The organism is Agrococcus sp. Marseille-Q4369 (assembly GCF_018308945.1).
GTDB lineage: Bacteria > Actinomycetota > Actinomycetes > Actinomycetales > Microbacteriaceae > Agrococcus.
The window spans coordinates 2,211,704-2,227,416 of sequence record NZ_CP070501.1; the positions used below are offsets into that span (position 1 = coordinate 2,211,704).

Here is a 15,713-nt window from a genome sequence, read left to right on the forward strand (position 1 = left end):
GCGCCCGCGAGAGAGCCTCGACCCCGCGGGCGCGATGCCGTGCCGCTAAACTGTCACGGACTTGGTCGGCCGCCGGCAGCGAACTCGCTCGAGCCGCGCGCGGGAAGTTAAGGGGCTCATCGCATTTGAGGGTGTAGCAGCGGCCTGAAGCCGCCGGCCTCGAGCAACGATCTCGCGATGTAGTTGGTGAGGTTGCGGAAGCCGAGCGCGGAGCCGCGGAGGTGCTCGAGGCGGCCGTTGATCGCATCCGTCGGACCGTTCGAGGTCCCGGGTCGGTCGAAGTAGGCGAGCACGTCGAGGGCTCGCTGCTTGAGTGTTCGCCCGAGCGTGATCACCTCGCGCAGCGCCGCGGGCACGCCGCTGCTGACCGTGTTGATCAGCTCGGTCATGAGCGTGCGCGCGGCCGCGCGGTCGACACCTCGGTGGCGGTGCACGCGCTGCTCGGCCACAGCGCACGAGCGGCAGGGGCGCGGACAAGGTTCACCGTAGCGGCCGAGTCCCTTCGTCCGGTGATCGCGTGAGAGCCGACCGAGGATGCGCCACGCGGTGCGCGCGACCGACAAGCAGCACCTGATGCCTCGGAAGCCTCGACGTGTCGGCACGAACCTCGTGCGACGCGTGACCGTAGCCTCGCCCGGATCTTCAGAGCGGCCACTTGCTCAACGTCGTGACCTCGTGCCGCGCCGCAACTCCACGAGGCAAGGAATTTGAGGCGCTCGCCGTCTGCTCGGAGCCGGTACGGCTCCAGCCCTCGATGGGCAAGGGCGTGCTTGTTTGCAGCCGTTACAACGGCCCGACCTAGGCTGGAGCCATGATCCAGCCCCGCGTCGTGACGTTCCTCGGACCCCGCGGCACGTTCACCGAGGCGGCGCTCGAGCAGGTGCCCGGGCTCGAGCAGACCGAGCGCGTGCCGGTCGCGAACGTCGCCGAGGCACTCGCGGCGGTCTCCGAGGGCCGCTCCGACGCCGCGATGATCGCGATCGAGAACTCGATCGAGGGCGGCGTCACCGCCGCGCAGGACGCGCTCGCCGCCACGCCGGGCCTCCGCATCCTCTCCGAGCACGTCGTGAGCGTGAACTTCTCGCTCGTCGCCCTGCCCGGCACGCGCCTCGACGACATCCGCGTCGTCTCCGCGCATCCCGTCGCGTGGGCGCAGTGCTCAGGCTGGCTGCAGCGCGAGCTGCCCGGTCGCGCCCACCTGCCGGCAGCATCGAACGTCACGGCCGCCGCCGATCTCGGCGCGAGCGGCGCGCAAGCCGCGCTCTCGACGCCCACGATCGGCGAGTGGGTCGACGGGCTCGACGTGCTGGCCGACCGGATCGGCGACAACCCGGATGCGGTGACCCGGTTCCTGTTCGTCGGCAGCGCCGGCGCGCCGGGGGAGCCGACCGGCGCTGACAAGACGAGCCTCGTCGTCGAGCTGCCGAGCGACGAGCCGGGCATGCTGCTCGACATGCTCGAGCAGTTCGCGACGCGGGGCGTCAACCTCTCGCTCATCCAGTCCCGGCCCATCGGAGACCGGCTCGGCCGCTACCGCTTCGTCATCGACGCCGACGGCCACATCAAGGACGAGCGGGTGGCGGATGCGCTGCTCGGCCTCAAGCGCTTCTCCCCGTCGGTGACGTTCCTGGGCTCGTACCCGCGGGCCGATGGCCAGCGGATCCACGTCGAGCGCCGCTACACCGACCGCTCGTTCGTCGAGGCGCGCGACTGGCTGCGGGGGCTGGTCGCGGGCGAGCCAGCGGCGGGCTGAGCCGCTGTTCCGCTGGCTGAGCCGCTGCGCGCGGCGGTGGCGCGCACAGCGTGTCGAAGCCGTACCGCTGCCTCGTGTGCTTCGACACGGTCTGCGCCCTTCGGGCGCGGACCGGCTCAGCGAACGGAGTGCTAGACCGCGGGGCCCTCGTCGCGCGCGTGCTCGGCCGGCACCCGCACCCGCAGCGCGTCCTCGCGGATGCCGGCGCGGAGCGCGATCGCCTCGCCCACGACGTCGCCGTCGACCTGCACCGCCCGCGGCTCGTCGAGCCGCGCGTGCGTCTCCTTCGCCTGCCCGTAGCCGAGCGCCGCACCCGTGCGCTGCCGGCCGAGGTGCCCGCGGCGGCGCAGCAGCTTCGTGACGAGCAGGTTGTTGCGGGCGATGTAGCCGGCGAGCTGCATCCAGCCGCGCGCACCGCGCGGCCGCACGAGGGCGATGTCGAGCATCCCGTCGTCGATCGCCGCGTCGGGGAGGATGATGATGCCGTTCGTCACGGTGCCGCAGTTGCCGATGAGCATCGTGTTGACAGTCGTTCGCGTCGTCCGGCCGCCATCCATCCGCACCGCCACGCGCACCTTGTCGAGCGACGAGATGACGCGACCGGCCGCATCCACGTAGGCGAGCCAGCCGACCTTCTTCTTGAGTCCCTCGTCGGTCTTGTCGATCATCTCGGCGTCGAGGCCGAAGCCGGCCATGACCGCGAACGCGTGCTTCGAGCGCGTGCCGTCTGGCGCCTGGATCTCGAGCTCGCCGAGGTCGATCTCGCGCTCGGCGCCGCCGAACGCGGTCCGCAGGGCCTGGACGCGGTCGGTGACGTCGATGCCGAGGTTCCGGGCAAGCAGGTTGCCGGTGCCCGCGGGCACGATCGCGAGCGGCACGTCGGTGCTCGCGATCTCGTCGGCCGCGACGCGCACGGTGCCGTCGCCGCCCGCGACGATCAGCAGGTCGATATCCTCGGCGAGCGCCGCCTTGACCGCGGCGCGGCCGGAGTCGTCCGCATCCGTCTCGAACCACACGGGCTCCGACCACTCGATCGGCTCGGCGGTCTCGACCTGCCGGGCGAGGGTGTCGCGATCGACCTTCACCGGGTTGTAGACGATGCCTGCGCGCATGTCGGCACAGTACCCCGTGCATCCGGGACAGATCCCGAGGCGGTCGCGGCTCCGACGGTCCGTTCACCCACGGCTCCTAGACTGGAGGGGTGATCGATCCCCAGCTGCTGCGCGACCAGCCCGACCTCGTGCGCGAGAGCCAGGAGCGCCGCGGCGACCCCGTCTCGCACGTCGACGACGCGCTGACCGCCGAGGCCGCCCGCCGCGCCGCCATCACCGAGTTCGAGCGGCTGCGCGCCGAGCAGAACGCGCACGGCAAGCTCGTCGGCCAGGCCGCCAAGGAGGACCGCCCCGCGCTCATCGAGCAGGGCAAGTCGCTCGCCGCCGGCGTGAAGGAGGCGCAAGCGCGCGTCAGCGAGGCCGAGGCCGCCTTCGACACCGCCGTCTCGCGGCTCGGCAACGTCGTGCACCCCGACGTGCCGGCGGGCGAGGAGGCGAACTTCGTCACCCTCGCGACCCACGGCGAGGAGCGCTCCTTCGACTTCGAGCCGCGCGACCACGTCGAGCTGGGCGAGAGCCTGAAGGCCTTCGACATCGCGCGCGGTGCGAAGGTCGCCGGCTCCCGCTTCTACTACCTCACCGGCATCGGCATGCGGCTCGAGCTCGCGATCATGCTGCTCGGCCTCGACCAGGTGCTCGCCGACGGCTTCACGCCGCTCACGACGCCGACGCTCGTGCGGCCCGAGATCATGCGCGGCACCGGCTTCCTCGGCGAGCACGCCGACGAGGTCTACCACCTGCCCGCCGACGACCTCTACCTCACCGGCACCTCCGAGGTCGCGCTCGCGGGCTTCCACGCCGACGAGATCATCGACGTCGACGAGCCGAAGCGCTACGCCGGCTGGTCGACGTGCTACCGCCGCGAGGCGGGCTCCGCGGGCCGCGACACCCGCGGCATCCTGCGCGTGCACCAGTTCAACAAGCTCGAGATGTTCTCGTACGTCAAGCCCGACGAGGCCGAGGCGGAGCACGACCGGATGCGCGCCCTCCAGGAGCGGATGCTCCAGGCGTGCGAGCTCGACTACCGCGTCATCGACGTCGCGGCCGGCGACCTCGGCTCCTCCGCCGCGCGCAAGTTCGACATCGAGGCGTGGATCCCGAGCCAGCAGCAGTACCGCGAGCTCACCTCCACCTCGAACTGCACGACCTTCCAGTCGCGCCGGCTCGGCACGCGCTACCGCACCGAGAGCGGCAAGACCGCGCCGGTCGCGACGCTCAACGGCACCGCCGCCACGACCCGCTGGCTCGTCGCGATCCTCGAGACGCACCAGCAGGCCGACGGCTCAGTGCGGGTGCCCGCGGCACTGCAGCCCTACCTCGGCGGCCTCGCCGTCATCGAGCCCGTCGAGCCCGCGACGGTGGGTGCCTGATGGAGCCGCTGCTCATCGCGCTCGACATCGACGGCACCGTCGTGCACGAGGACGACTCGCTCTCGCCCCGAGTGGCGGATGCGATCCGTGCGGTCGTCGACGCCGGTCACGTCGTCGTGCTCGCGACCGGTCGCTCGCAGTCCACGACCGAGTCGACGGCCGAGCGGCTCGGGATCGAGCCGAGCCACCTCGTCGCGGCGAACGGCGCGCTCGTGCTCGAGCGCAAGGACGGCCGCTACGAGCCGCTCCACGTCGAGACCTTCGACCCCGAGGAGGCGCTCCGCACGATCGCGAAGGGGCTGCCGAGCGGCGCGTACATGGTCGAGGACGCGGCCGGCCACCGCCGCTACACGAACGGCATGCACGACTGGAACCTCGACGAGGCCGAGCAGGTCGAGTTCGACGACCTCTTCCAGCAGCCGGCGATGCGCGTCGTGGTGATGAGCCCCGACCACGAGGTCGACGAGTTCCTCGAGATCGTCGAGCGGATGGGCCTCCACAAGGTCTCCTACGCGATCGGCTACTCGTCGTGGCTCGACATCGCTCCCGACGGCGTGACGAAGGCGACGGGCCTCGAGCGCGTCGCGAGCCTGCTCGAGATCCCGCGCGAGCGGATCCTCGCCGTCGGCGACGGCCGCAACGACATCGAGATGTTCGAGTGGGTCGCCGCGGGCGGCGGCCGCGCGGTCGCGATGGGCCAGGCGCCCGACGAGGTCAAGGCGGCCGCGAACGAGTCGACCTCCGCGGTCCACGACGACGGCCTCGCCGAGGTGCTCGAGGGGCTGCTCGTCCGCGCGTAGCCCGATCCCGCGACTCGAGACGGGCCACGGCGCGGGCGCCGCGTCGGAGGCCCGAGAGGGTCTTCGACCCCAGCTCCAGCGCGCGACGTAGTCGACGCATCCGATCGCGCCGTACAATCGCCCGAGGCCCCCGCCGCGCACCCAGCCCGCGCGAGGCGCCTGGAGGGCTGTCCGAGCGGCCGATGGAGCCGGTCTTGAAAACCGGTGGGCAGCGATGCCTCGTGGGTTCGAATCCCACGCCCTCCGCACGAGACCGAGACCTGGAGGGCGCCCCATGGCAGCCGAGCGCGCGACCACCGTCGTCGACACCTCGTCGATGACGCCGCGCCACGGGCGGCTGCGGCGGCACTCGGGGATCGCCCACGTCTTCCGCTGGATCGCGCTCGGCATGGCCGTCGTGCTCGCGGCGCTCGTCGGCGTCGTCGGCATCTCGGTGCTGCGCGTCACGACCGGCATCACCACCGTCGACCTCGCCGCCGACGTGCCGCCCGCCCAAGCCGGCTTCGCGCCCTACGAGGGCGGGTTCACGATCCTCATGGTCGGCTCCGACCAGCGCGAGGGGCAGGGCGAGGAGTTCGGCGAGTCGGCCTACGACGGCGGCAAGCTCAACGACGTCACGATGCTCCTGCACGTCAACGACGACCACAGCCGAGCGCGCGTCGTCTCCTTCCCGCGCGACCTGCTCGTCGACTTCCCCGCGTGCGAGGACCCGGAGACGGGCGAGACGGTGCCGGCCGCGCGCAACGTGCAGTTCAACCAGGCGCTCGGCCGCGGCGGGCTCGCGTGCGTCGCGACGGTGGTCGAGAGCCTCACGGGCATGGACGTGCCGTACGCGGCGATGATCACCTTCCAGGGCGTCATCAACATGTCGACCGCGGTCGGCGGCGTGCCGGTCTGCTTCGCCGGCCCGATCGACGACCCGTGGACGGGCCTCCAGATCGAGGAGGCCGGCGTCCACGAGCTCGAGGGGGAGCGGGCGCTGCAGTTCCTTCGCTCCCGGCACGGCGTCGGCGACGGCTCCGACCTCGCGCGCATCTCGTCGCAGCAGGTGTTCCTCTCGTCGCTCGTGCGCACGCTCCAGTCGGATGCGGTGCTCACCGACTTCACGCGCCTCTACGCGATCTCGCAGGTCGCGATCGAGAACATGACCCTCTCGTCGGGCCTCGGCGACATCGGCACGATGGTGTCGATGGCGCGCGTGCTCGCCGACATCCCGCTCGAGACGATGCAGTTCGTGCTCTACCCCAACGTCTACCAGGGGGCGCGGGTCGTGCCCGACGAGGAGCGCGCCGAGGAGCTGATGCGGCGCATCCGGCTCGACCTGCCGATCGAGCTCGGCGAGGACTCGCTCGGCGTGGGATCGACCGACCAGACGCCGGAGCCGACGACCGGACCCAGCGCATCCGGCACCCCCGAGCCGACCTCGACGCCTGAGCCGACCGAGAGTGCTGAGCCCGGCACGACGCCCACGCCGACGCCGACCGATGAGCTCGAGGGCGTCATCGGCCAGGATGCGTCGCAGGAGTCGTGCGTCGTGCCCTTCGGCGGCTGACCGCCCCCCTGGTCGAGCAGCGCGCGTATCGAGACCGTTCCCCGCTTTGCTAGACTTGCCGTCGGCCTGCCCACCGCGGGCCACGGAGACGTCGCATAGTCCGGCCTAGTGCACCACCCTGCTAAGGTGGAGTCCCCAATAGGGGACCGAGGGTTCAAATCCCTCCGTCTCCACGGACTGAGGCCCCGCTTCCTTCTGGAACGCGGGGCCTCGCTCGTTCCTCCGGCGCAAGCCGGCGGAAAGTTCTCAGCGCGGCGTCGGTGATCGACGCTACGCTGAGGACGGCGCAGGGCGGATCTTGCTCGGCGCTTTTGAACGCGGCCCCGGCCGCACAGCATGATTGAAGGAAATATGGCAACCGGCACCGTCAAGTGGTTCGACTCCGGCAAGGGCTTCGGCTTCATCGCTCCGGACGACGGCGGCAAGGATCTGTTCGCTCACTACAGCCAGATCCAGTCCAACGGCTTCAAGACCCTCGAAGAGGCTCAGGCAGTCGAGTTCGAGATCGTCGAGGGCAACAAGGGCCCGCAGGCTGCGAACATTCGCCCCCTGTGAGCCTGGTCGCGTCCTCGTGACGCGGCTCGATTCGCGCTGACGGCCGGGGATCAGGTAGTCTGATCCCTGGCCGTTCGGCCAAGCGCCCGTAGCTCAACGGATAGAGCATCTGACTACGGATCAGAAGGTTGGGGGTTCGAGTCCCTCCGGGCGCGCACTGTGTTGAGACAGGAGAAGGCCACTTGCGAGAGCAAGTGGCCTTCGTGGTTCCCGGGATGCGTCCGCTCGCGCGTCGAGGTCGGTCCGGGCATGCGCGGTGCCAGGATCGCGAGCACCATGGACTTCGACTACAGCGAGCTCACGCCCGACCCGGAGGTCGCTCGAGCCGCGTCCGAGCGGATGGCCGAGGGTCTCGCGGCGGAGGCGGTGAACGGGCTGCGAGCGCGGCTGCTCGAGCGCTGGCCGTCGGCGACCGAGCTGCGGTGGACGAGCGCCCCGGATGACGAGGGCGTGGTGCGCCACGCGCTCCTCCTCGACGCACGGGGACGGCTGCTCGCGAGCCGTGACGACTTCACGGTGCCCGCGGTGTTCCGGGGCGCGGTGTTCCGGCGCAGCCTCGAGCCGCACTCGCAGCGGCTGCACGCCGACGGCGAGCGGCCCTCGTGGTCGCTCGACCTGACGTTCGAGCGGGAGCGCCATCCGAAGGGCTGAGCCCGGCACGGGCGCTCAGGACTCGGGCGTCTGCCCCTCCTCGGTGGCGTTGAACCAGGCGAGCCACCCCTCGGTCGTCTCGTGCACCTCGTACGGTCCGCACCAGAGCACCGTCTCGGGCAGCTCGCTCGCGTCCGCGAAGCCGCCGTAGCGGCCGTCGAACGGAAGCGTCGAGCGCGTGCCCTCCGCGCATCCGCTCGGCTCACCACCGGTGAACGCGATGACCGCGCTGCTCTCGTCCGTGGTCGCCGTGGTGCGGATGCTCGACGCATCTTCCGGGAGCCACTCCGGCATCGTCACGCCGACCCAGCCCTCGGATGCCGCGGCGCGCGTGTCGAACGACTCGCTGTGGACGCGCTCGAGCGTGTCGGTGAAGCTCGTGCAGCCGTTCAGGGCTGCCGTGGCGAGCGAGGCCGCGGCGAGCGCGGCGATGGCGGGGAGGCGTCTCTTCATGCCTCCATCACAGCCGACGCGAGCGTGGCGCCACATCGCACCGGCGACGGATCGCGCGTCGTCCCTGCGGATGATGTCAGGGGGCGTCGTCGTGCACGCCGCACGAGCAGCCGACCGCGCCGAGCTCGCGGCTCCGCTCGGTGTAGGCGTGCAGCACCGCTTGCTCGAAGAGCACCTGGTGCGGAGAGAGGAACTGCTGCACCGCGGCGGGCAGCCGGCCGGCGAAGCGGTGCAGTGGACTGCCGACGGTGAGCTCGGCCACGTGCACGGCGACGTACACGAGCGAGAGCAGGGAGAAGAGCGTGAGCCCGCGGCCGTCGGGCATGAAGGCGCTCGCCACCGGGATGAGCACGACGACCGCGAGGAGGCCGTGCAGCAGCGGCGAGCGTCGCAGCCGCGCCCGCGCGGCGTCGCGCCCGTAGTCGCGCGCCGCGAGCACCGCCGTCGCTCGAGCGATCTCGTGCGCCTCCTCGTGCGAGGTGCGCTCCTCGGCGGCGATCCTGCCGATGCGCGCAGCCCGGCGCGCATAGCGCTCGATCGCGTCGATCGCCGATCCGTCGCCCTGCGTGCCCTCGTGGTCCACTGCCGCACCTCCTCCACCATTCTCTCGTGCTCCTCGCTGTGCTCGCATCCGGGCCGCTCGGTGGCACGAGGGCGACTGCCGCGTGCCAGAATCGCGACGAGAGCGACCGCATCCGGCACGGTCGTGCGCCTCGACCGGGCCGGACAGGGAGACGACATGATCGGTCAGCGGGACGACCCGGGGCTGCCGCGCTACGCGGGCATCGCCACCTTCGCGCTGCTGCCGCAGCGGCACGAGGTCGAGCACGCCGACGTCGCCGTCGTCGGCATCCCGTTCGACTCGGGCACGAGCTTCCGCCCGGGCGCGCGCTTCGGTCCGGCGCACGTGCGCGAGCACTCGCGCCAGCTGCATCCGTACCACCAGGTGCACGAGTCGTTCCCGTTCCGCGACCGACAGGTGGTCGACGGCGGCGACCTGCGGGTCGGCCCCTACGACATCGAGGCGGCCGTCGAGGCGATCCACGAGCAGGCGCGGACGCTCGTGCAGGGCGGCACGACCGTCGTGGCGATCGGCGGCGACCACACGATCGCGCTGCCGCTGCTGCGGGCGGCCGCCGAGCGCCACGGGCCGCTCGCGGTGCTCCACTTCGACGCGCACCTCGACACGTGGGACACGCTGCACGGCGCGAGCATCTGGCACGGCTCGCCGTTCCGCCGCGCCGCGGAGGAGGGGCTGCTCGACCTCGAGCACTGCCAGCACGTCGGCATCCGCGGCGGCATCTACGACCCGATCGAGCTCGACGACGACGCGCGGGCCGGGTTCGCGATCATCCGGAGCGACGACTTCGCCCGCCACTCGCCCGAGCAGCTCGCCGAGCGCATCCGGGACCGCCTCGGCACCGGGCCGGTGTATGTGTCGATCGACATCGACGTGCTGGATCCGGCGCACGCGCCCGGCACCGGCACGCCGGAGGTCGCCGGCATCAGCACCCGCGAGCTCTTCGGCGTGCTGCGCGAGCTGCGCGGGCTCGACATCGTCGGCGGCGACGTCGTCGAGGTGCTGCCCGCCCACGACCACGCGGGCATCACGGGGCTCGCCGCCGCGCACACCGTGTGGGAGCTGCTCGCGCTCATCCCGCCGCCGTCGCGCTGAGCGGGCAGCCCCCGGACGCAGCGCGGCCGCGGGCCGACATCGCTGTCAGCACCGCGGCCGCGGGGGTCGGGGCGAGGCTACTTGGAGCTGCCGCCGCCCATGATGATGAAGTCGTCCTCTCCGCCCATGATGATGAAGTCATCCTCGCCCAGCGGCGAGAGGAGGAGGTGGGTGGGAAGCTGCTTGAAGCCCATTGGCGTTCCTTTGCGAGTGGTGGTGGGTGGTTCCCTCGCCGGTCCGTCGAGGCCCCTGCGCGGGTCTACTGCTGAATGTAAGGCATCGCACCCACTTCCGCGATGGCTTTCTCAGCCCTCGAGCGTGGCGCTCTCGAGCTGGATCTCGATGCCCGCGAGGGCCTGCGAGACCGGGCAGCCAGCCTTGGCCTCCTCGGCATGCTTCGCGAACTGCTCCTGGTCGATGCCGGGCACCTTCCCGCTCACCGTCAGCACGCTCGTCGTGATGCCCTTGCCGGGCTCGAACGAGACCTTCGCGCTCGTGCTGAGCGACTCGGGCGCGTGGCCGGCTTCCTCGAGCGCGTGGGAGAGCGCCATCGCGTAGCAGGAGGCGTGCGCAGCGGCGATGAACTCCTCGGGCGTCGAGGCGCCGCCCTCCTCGGCGCGCGCCTTCCACGTGAGGTCGAAGCTCGAGCCGGTGCCGAGCGTGGTCGTGCCGGAGCCGCTGCTGAGCGGCCCGTTCCAGCTGGTGCTCGCGTTCGAGGTGATGGCCATGGAGTCCTCCTTGAGTTCGCGTCGCGCCCTCCGTCGGCGGGCGAGTGGCCCCAGGCTACGCGCGCAGGCTGGGGGTCGGGTGGTCGGATGCGCGGAGGCACTCGGGCGGGCGCGTGCGAGGATGGGCGCATGACTGAGAAGCCCGAGATCGACGCCCCCGAGGGCCCCGCGCCCGCTGACCTCGAGATCACCGACATCACCGTCGGCGACGGCGAGGAGGCGGTGAACGGCAAGCAGGTGAGCGTGCACTACGTCGGCGTGACGCACTCGACCGGCGAGGAGTTCGACGCCTCGTACAACCGCGGCGCCCCGCTCGAGTTCCCGCTCGGGGTGGGCATGGTCATCAAGGGCTGGGAGCAGGGGATCCTCGGCATGCGCGTCGGCGGCCGCCGCAAGCTCGTCATCCCGCCCCACCTCGCCTACGGCGAGCGCGGCGCGGGCGGCGTGATCGGCCCGAACGAGGCGCTCATCTTCGTGTGCGACCTGGTCGCCGTCCGCTGACCCACCGCTTCGGCCGTCGAGGGTTCGCGTCCGCTCGGACGCGGACCCTCGACTCGTCTCAGACGGCCTTGCCCGGATTCAGGATGCCGAGCGGATCGAACGCCGCGCGCACCGCGCGCTGCAGCTCGAGCTGCCGCTCGCCGAGCTCGTCGACGAGCCAGCGGCGCTTCAGGATCCCGACGCCGTGCTCGCCGGTGAGCGTGCCGCCCATCGCGATCGCCGCCTCGAAGACCTCGTTCGCGCACGCCCAGATCTCGTCGCTCGGCTCGGTGCCGTCGAAGACGAAGGTCGGGTGCAGGTTGCCGTCGCCGGCGTGCGCGGTCGTCGCGAGCCGCACGCCGTGCCGAGCGGATGCCTCGTCGCACGCACGGAACATGTCCGCGAGCCGCGATCTCGGCACCGAGACGTCCTCGACGAGCACCGTGCCGAACGACTCGAGCGCGAAGTGCACCTGCCTGCGCACCTGCACCAGGACATCCGACCGAGCCGCGTCGTCGGTGCGCTCGACCCGCCCGCCGTGCGCGGCGAGGATCGCGGCGACGGCCTCCGAGGTCGCGGCGGCGCCGAGGTCGTCGGTCTGCACGAGCACGAACGCGCCCTCCATCGGCTGCCCGGTGTAGGCGGCGAGCATCGAGACGGCGTCGCGCCCGACGAGCTCCATGATGGCGGGGCGGATGCGCGCGGCCGTCACCGCGGTGCACGCGGCGGCCGCGATGGCCTCGTCGTCGAAGAAGGCGCCGACCGTCCAGATGCTGCCCTCGACGAGCGGACGCAGCTTGAGCGTCGCACCGACGACGATGCCGAGCGTCCCCTCCGAGCCGATCATGAGCGCCGTGAGGTCGAGCCCGGTGACGCCCTTGACGGTGCGGTGACCGGTGGAGATGAGGCTGCCGTCGGCCAGCACGACGTCGAGCGCGAGCACCCACTCGCGCGTCACGCCGTACTTCGCGCACAGCAGCCCGCCGGCGTTCGTGGCGATGTTGCCGCCGACGGTCGAGATGGCTCGGCTCGCCGGGTCCGGCGGCCACCACAGGCCGTGGGCGGCGAGCAGCTCGCCCAGCTCGGCGTTCCGGATGCCCGGCTCGACCACGCAGGACTGGTCGATGAGCGAGACGTCGAGCAGGCGCCGCATGCGGTCGACCGAGACGACGAGCTCACCCTCGCCCGCGATCGCGCCGCCCGCGAGACCGGTGCCCGCGGCGCGCGGCACGACCGGCACGCGGTGCTCGCTCGCCCAGCGGAGCGCCGCCTGCACGTGCTCGACCGCCTCCGCCTCGACGATCGCGAGGGGCGCGGCGCGGGAGCGGTGGCCCGACTTGTCGGCGCGCGCGATCTCGAGCGCGGCAGGGTCGGTGACGAGCACGTGCTCCGGCAGCGCCGCGCGGAGCGCGTCGAGGCTCACGCGAGCACCAGCCCGTCGACGAGCGCCCACGCGCCGGGCGTGCCGCGGAAGCGCACCGAGTGCGCGTTGTCGGGCGTGCGCGTCTCGAGGCCGGTGACGTGGTCGGTGAACGCGCGGATGAAGGTGCCGTGCGAGACGATCACGAGCGCTCCGACGGGATTGCGGGACGCGACGTCGTCGATCGCCGCCACCGCTCGCCGCTGCAGGTCGTCGAAGTCCTCCTCGCCCGGCCAGTCGGTGCCGAAGCGCGCGATCGCCTCGTCCTTCGTGAGTCCCTCGACCTCGCCGTAGGCGCGCTCGATGAGGCTCGCGAAGCGGCCGCCGACCTCGAGGTCGAGCTCCGCGGCGATGATGTCGGCCGTCACGGCCGCGCGCTCGAGCGTCGACGAGACCACGGCATCCCAACGACCTTCGCCGGGCGTCTCGGCGGCGAGCAGCCTGGCCGCGGTGTGCGCCTGCGCGATGCCGGTCTCGTTGAGCGGGATGTCGCTCGTGCCTTGCAGCCGGCCGGCGAGGTTCCAGTCCGTCTGGCCGTGCCGGACGAGCGCGATCTCCATGCTCCGAGCCTAGGCGGCGCGCACGGGCGGCCCGCGCATCCGCCGCCATCCACAACCTCACATCCCTCGGCCCTCGCGCGTTGGCAGGGTGTGAGAGGAATACGGCCATGACGCACACGATCATCGACAGCCCCATCGGCGAGCTCACGCTCGTCGCGCGCGACGGCGTGCTCACCGGCATCACCATGCCCGAGCATCGGCCCGCGCCCGACCCGGCTGGCTTCGGCGACCGCGACGACGCGGCGTTCGCGGATGCCGTGCGACAGCTCGACGAGTACTGGTCGGGGGAGCGCGAGGCGTTCGAGCTGCCCCTCGACCCCGCCGGCAGCGCCTTCCAGGTGCGCGTGTGGGAGGCGCTCCGCGAGATCCCCTACGGCGAGACGCGCACCTACGGCTGGATCGCCGCCCGCATCGGCCAGCCGACCGCCGTGCGCGCCGTCGGGCTCGCGAACAGCCGCAACCCCCTCTCGATCGTCGTGCCGTGCCACCGCGTGGTCGGCTCGACCGGTGCGCTCACCGGCTACGCGGGCGGTGTCGAGCGCAAGCGCTACCTGCTCGATCACGAGCGGCGCGCGCGGCTAGATTCGGTCGCGTGAGCCGTGCCCCGTTCGAGAGGATCGTCGAGCGGCACGGCGCTCGAGTGTGGCGAGTGTGCCGGGCGCTGCTCGACGAGGCGGACGCCGACGACGCGTGGAGCGAGACGTTCCTCGCCGCGCTCGAGGCCTACCCGACGCTCGCGCACGACGCGCGCATCGAGGGCTGGCTCGTGACGATCGCGCACCGGAAGGCGATCGACGTGCTGCGGCGGCGCTCGCGGCTCGTCGTCGGCGAGGTGCCCGAGCACGTCGCGCCCGATCGAGCGCGCGACCTCGACCTCGCCCGCGCGCTCGCGCAGCTGCCGCAGCGCCAGCGCGAGGCGGTCGTGCTCCACCACCTCGGCGGGCTGCCGTTCGCCGAGGTCGCCCTGCAGCTGCAGTCGTCGACGGATGCGGTGCGTCGCGCGTCGTCCGACGGCGTGCGGCGGCTGCGGGTGCTCATGGGGGAGGAGCGATGACCGGGCCGCTCTCTCCGGGCGCGCCGTTCCCGGCCGCGCCGCTCGAGCCCGCCGCCGATCGGGTCGCTGAGCTGCGCGCGAGGCTCGCGGATCGCGCCGCCGAGCGCGGGCTGCTCGACGTCGCCTACCGCTCGCTCGACACCGAGCTCGGCGCGCTGCTGCTCGCGAGCACGCCCGCCGGCCTCGTCTCGGTGACGTTCGACGGGGCAGCGCCCGATGCGACCCTCGAGCGGCTCGCGACCTCGCTCAGCCCCCGCATCCTCGAGGCGCCCGCCCGGCTCGACGCGGCGGCGCGCGCGATCGACGACCTGATCGGCGGGCGCTCTCGGGCCTTCGACGGCGCGCTCGACCTCTCGCTCGCGCGCGGCTTCGGCCGCGACGTGATCGAGCGGCTGCGCGAGATCCCCTACGGCGAGACGCGCAGCTACGCGCAGGTCGCGGCGGCAGCCGGCTCGCCGCGAGCGGTGCGGGCGGTCGGCACCGCGTGCCGTCGCAACCCGCTGCCGGTCGCCATCCCGTGCCACCGAGTGGTGCGCAGCGACGGGGCGCTCGGGCAGTACGTCGGCGGCATCGAGGCGAAGCAGCGGCTGCTGCGCGTCGAAGGAGCAGGCGCCGCGCACTAGCCTGGGCGGATGCCAGCCACCGAGCTCCTCGCCGTCGTCGAGCGCGACGGATTCATCGAGTCCGAGCACCGCGGCGTCGCGGTGCTCATCGACCCGGAGGGCCGCGTCATCGAGGCCCACGGGCCGGTCGAGCGCCCGTTCCTCGCGCGCAGCGCGCTCAAGCCGCTCTTCGCGGCGACGCTGCTCGAGCGGGGCCTCGTCGAGCTCGAGCCCGCGCACGCCGCGCTCGCGAGCGCGAGCCATTGGGCGGACGACGAGCACGTCGCGACCGCGCAGGCGATGGCGGCAGCCCTCGACGTCGACGAGGCGTCGCTCCGCTGCCCGCCGATGAAGGCGCCCGACGGCACGCAGCGGCGCTTCGCGCATGTGTGCGTCGGCAAGCACATCGCGTTCGCCGCCGCGGCGCGCGCGCTTGGAGCGCCCGCCGGGTACTGGGAGGAGTCGCATCCGCTGACCGCGGTCCTCCGCGAGGGGATCGACGGTGCCGCGGGCGAGAGCGTGCCCGGCATCGCGCGCGACGGCTGCGGGGCGCTCGTCTTCGCCACAACCCCGCTCGGCCTCGCTCGCGCCTTCCGCCGCCTCGCGCCCGACGGCACGGGCGGGCACCGCTTCGTCGGCGACGCGATGCGGGCGCACCCGACGCTCATCGACGGCGCGGGCCGACCCGATGCGGTCGTGATCGCGGGCACCGGATGCGCGACGAAGTTCGGGGCCGAGGGCACGCAGGCGATGGTCGCCCCCGACGGCACGACCGCGGTCGTGAAGAGCGCCGACGGCGCGCGGCGAGCCGGCGCACCGGTCGCCCTCGCGATGCTCGAGCGGGCGGGCGCGCTCCCCGAGGGCACGCTCGATCGGCTCGCCGAACCGCTCGGTCTCGTGCAGCGCAGCGCCGGCGAGCCGGTGGGCCTGCTGCGCCCGGTCGTGTAG

The 15,713-nt window shown here is 72.6% G+C and carries 18 protein-coding genes, 3 tRNA genes and 1 pseudogene; 15 read left to right on the forward strand and 7 right to left on the reverse strand.

The genetic code is table 11. The features are described from left to right. Nucleotides 1-116 precede the first annotated feature (116 nt). Nucleotides 117-401, reverse strand: a pseudogene (locus JSQ78_RS11110) (transposase); the annotation flags it as partial. Nucleotides 402-811: 410 nt separating this feature from the next. Here JSQ78_RS11110 and pheA point away from each other — a divergent pair. After that, nucleotides 812-1,753 (forward strand): prephenate dehydratase, encoded by a 942-nt coding sequence (gene pheA, locus JSQ78_RS11115; protein ID WP_211447617.1) that lies wholly within the window; start codon nt 812-814, stop codon nt 1,751-1,753. Nucleotides 1,754-1,884: 131 nt separating this feature from the next. Here pheA and JSQ78_RS11120 read toward each other — a convergent pair whose 3' ends face one another. Then, nucleotides 1,885-2,865 carry a diacylglycerol/lipid kinase family protein gene (locus tag JSQ78_RS11120; RefSeq protein WP_211447619.1) on the reverse strand — a complete coding sequence of 327 codons (981 nt, stop codon included), beginning with the start codon at nt 2,863-2,865 and terminating at the stop codon, nt 1,885-1,887. Between the two features lie 89 nt (nt 2,866-2,954). Here JSQ78_RS11120 and serS point away from each other — a divergent pair, with 89 nt between their 5' ends. The 8 genes from serS to JSQ78_RS11160 all read left to right on the forward strand — a co-directional run bounded on the left by serS (nt 2,955) and on the right by JSQ78_RS11160 (nt 7,793). After that, nucleotides 2,955-4,235: a serine--tRNA ligase gene (gene serS / locus JSQ78_RS11125; protein ID WP_211447621.1), complete on the forward strand. Its 1,281-nt coding sequence runs from the start codon at nt 2,955-2,957 to the stop codon at nt 4,233-4,235. Continuing rightward, the gene (locus tag JSQ78_RS11130; protein ID WP_211447623.1) at nt 4,235-5,035 is read left to right on the forward strand and encodes an HAD family hydrolase; all 801 of its coding nucleotides are present in this window, start codon (nt 4,235-4,237) and stop codon (nt 5,033-5,035) included. The genes serS and JSQ78_RS11130 overlap by 1 nt, the downstream gene beginning before the upstream one ends. Before the next feature lie 161 nt (nt 5,036-5,196). After that, nucleotides 5,197-5,281, forward strand: a tRNA-Ser gene (locus JSQ78_RS11135). 28 nt (nt 5,282-5,309) lie between these two features. Next, nucleotides 5,310-6,587 (forward strand): LCP family protein, encoded by a 1,278-nt coding sequence (locus tag JSQ78_RS11140; RefSeq protein WP_211447624.1) that lies wholly within the window; start codon nt 5,310-5,312, stop codon nt 6,585-6,587. A gap of 84 nt (nt 6,588-6,671) precedes the next feature. Continuing rightward, nucleotides 6,672-6,760, forward strand: a tRNA-Ser gene (locus tag JSQ78_RS11145). Between the two features lie 178 nt (nt 6,761-6,938). Continuing rightward, nucleotides 6,939-7,142 carry a cold-shock protein gene (locus tag JSQ78_RS11150; protein ID WP_092666090.1) on the forward strand — a complete coding sequence of 68 codons (204 nt, stop codon included), beginning with the start codon at nt 6,939-6,941 and terminating at the stop codon, nt 7,140-7,142. An 82-nt stretch (nt 7,143-7,224) separates the two neighbouring features. Further along, nucleotides 7,225-7,297 (forward strand) — tRNA-Arg (locus JSQ78_RS11155). A gap of 121 nt (nt 7,298-7,418) precedes the next feature. Further along, nucleotides 7,419-7,793, forward strand: coding sequence for a hypothetical protein (locus JSQ78_RS11160; protein ID WP_211447626.1), 375 nt, complete (start codon nt 7,419-7,421; stop codon nt 7,791-7,793). Nucleotides 7,794-7,808: 15 nt separating this feature from the next. Here the strand turns inward: JSQ78_RS11160 and JSQ78_RS11165 are convergent, their stop codons facing one another. Beyond that, nucleotides 7,809-8,246: a hypothetical protein gene (locus tag JSQ78_RS11165; RefSeq protein WP_211447628.1), complete on the reverse strand. Its 438-nt coding sequence runs from the start codon at nt 8,244-8,246 to the stop codon at nt 7,809-7,811. Nucleotides 8,247-8,322: 76 nt separating this feature from the next. Next, nucleotides 8,323-8,829 (reverse strand): hypothetical protein, encoded by a 507-nt coding sequence (locus JSQ78_RS11170; protein WP_211447630.1) that lies wholly within the window; start codon nt 8,827-8,829, stop codon nt 8,323-8,325. 156 nt (nt 8,830-8,985) lie between these two features. Between JSQ78_RS11170 and speB the strand changes: the two genes are divergently transcribed. Beyond that, on the forward strand, nt 8,986-9,921 hold the full coding sequence (gene speB / locus JSQ78_RS11175; RefSeq protein ID WP_211447632.1) for an agmatinase: 936 nt from the start codon (nt 8,986-8,988) through the stop codon (nt 9,919-9,921). A 305-nt stretch (nt 9,922-10,226) separates the two neighbouring features. Here speB and JSQ78_RS11180 read toward each other — a convergent pair whose 3' ends face one another. Further along, on the reverse strand, nt 10,227-10,649 hold the full coding sequence (locus JSQ78_RS11180; protein ID WP_021010445.1) for an OsmC family peroxiredoxin: 423 nt from the start codon (nt 10,647-10,649) through the stop codon (nt 10,227-10,229). A gap of 129 nt (nt 10,650-10,778) precedes the next feature. On the opposite strand from JSQ78_RS11180, the gene JSQ78_RS11185 reads away from it, so the two are divergent. Further along, nucleotides 10,779-11,150, forward strand: coding sequence for an FKBP-type peptidyl-prolyl cis-trans isomerase (locus JSQ78_RS11185; protein ID WP_026372692.1), 372 nt, complete (start codon nt 10,779-10,781; stop codon nt 11,148-11,150). Between the two features lie 58 nt (nt 11,151-11,208). Here the strand turns inward: JSQ78_RS11185 and JSQ78_RS11190 are convergent, their stop codons facing one another. Together JSQ78_RS11190 and JSQ78_RS11195 are read right to left on the reverse strand one after the other, a co-directional pair. Continuing rightward, nucleotides 11,209-12,552: an FAD-binding oxidoreductase gene (locus JSQ78_RS11190; RefSeq protein ID WP_211447634.1), complete on the reverse strand. Its 1,344-nt coding sequence runs from the start codon at nt 12,550-12,552 to the stop codon at nt 11,209-11,211. Continuing rightward, complete coding sequence (locus tag JSQ78_RS11195; RefSeq protein WP_211447635.1) at nt 12,549-13,109, reverse strand: histidine phosphatase family protein; 561 nt, start codon at nt 13,107-13,109, stop codon at nt 12,549-12,551. The genes JSQ78_RS11190 and JSQ78_RS11195 overlap by 4 nt, the downstream gene beginning before the upstream one ends. 107 nt (nt 13,110-13,216) lie before the next feature. Here JSQ78_RS11195 and JSQ78_RS11200 point away from each other — a divergent pair, with 107 nt between their 5' ends. From JSQ78_RS11200 to JSQ78_RS11215, 4 genes are read left to right on the forward strand one after another with little or no spacing between them, the layout of a single operon-like run. Next, nucleotides 13,217-13,705, forward strand: a complete 489-nt coding sequence (locus JSQ78_RS11200; RefSeq protein WP_211447637.1) for a methylated-DNA--[protein]-cysteine S-methyltransferase — start codon at nt 13,217-13,219, stop codon at nt 13,703-13,705. Then, nucleotides 13,702-14,163 (forward strand): RNA polymerase sigma factor, encoded by a 462-nt coding sequence (locus tag JSQ78_RS11205; protein WP_211447639.1) that lies wholly within the window; start codon nt 13,702-13,704, stop codon nt 14,161-14,163. Before JSQ78_RS11200 ends, JSQ78_RS11205 begins: the two co-directional genes overlap by 4 nt. Continuing rightward, nucleotides 14,160-14,786 (forward strand): methylated-DNA--[protein]-cysteine S-methyltransferase, encoded by a 627-nt coding sequence (locus tag JSQ78_RS11210; RefSeq protein ID WP_211447640.1) that lies wholly within the window; start codon nt 14,160-14,162, stop codon nt 14,784-14,786. The genes JSQ78_RS11205 and JSQ78_RS11210 overlap by 4 nt, the downstream gene beginning before the upstream one ends. A gap of 9 nt (nt 14,787-14,795) precedes the next feature. After that, nucleotides 14,796-15,713, forward strand: coding sequence for an asparaginase (locus tag JSQ78_RS11215; protein WP_211447642.1), 918 nt, complete (start codon nt 14,796-14,798; stop codon nt 15,711-15,713).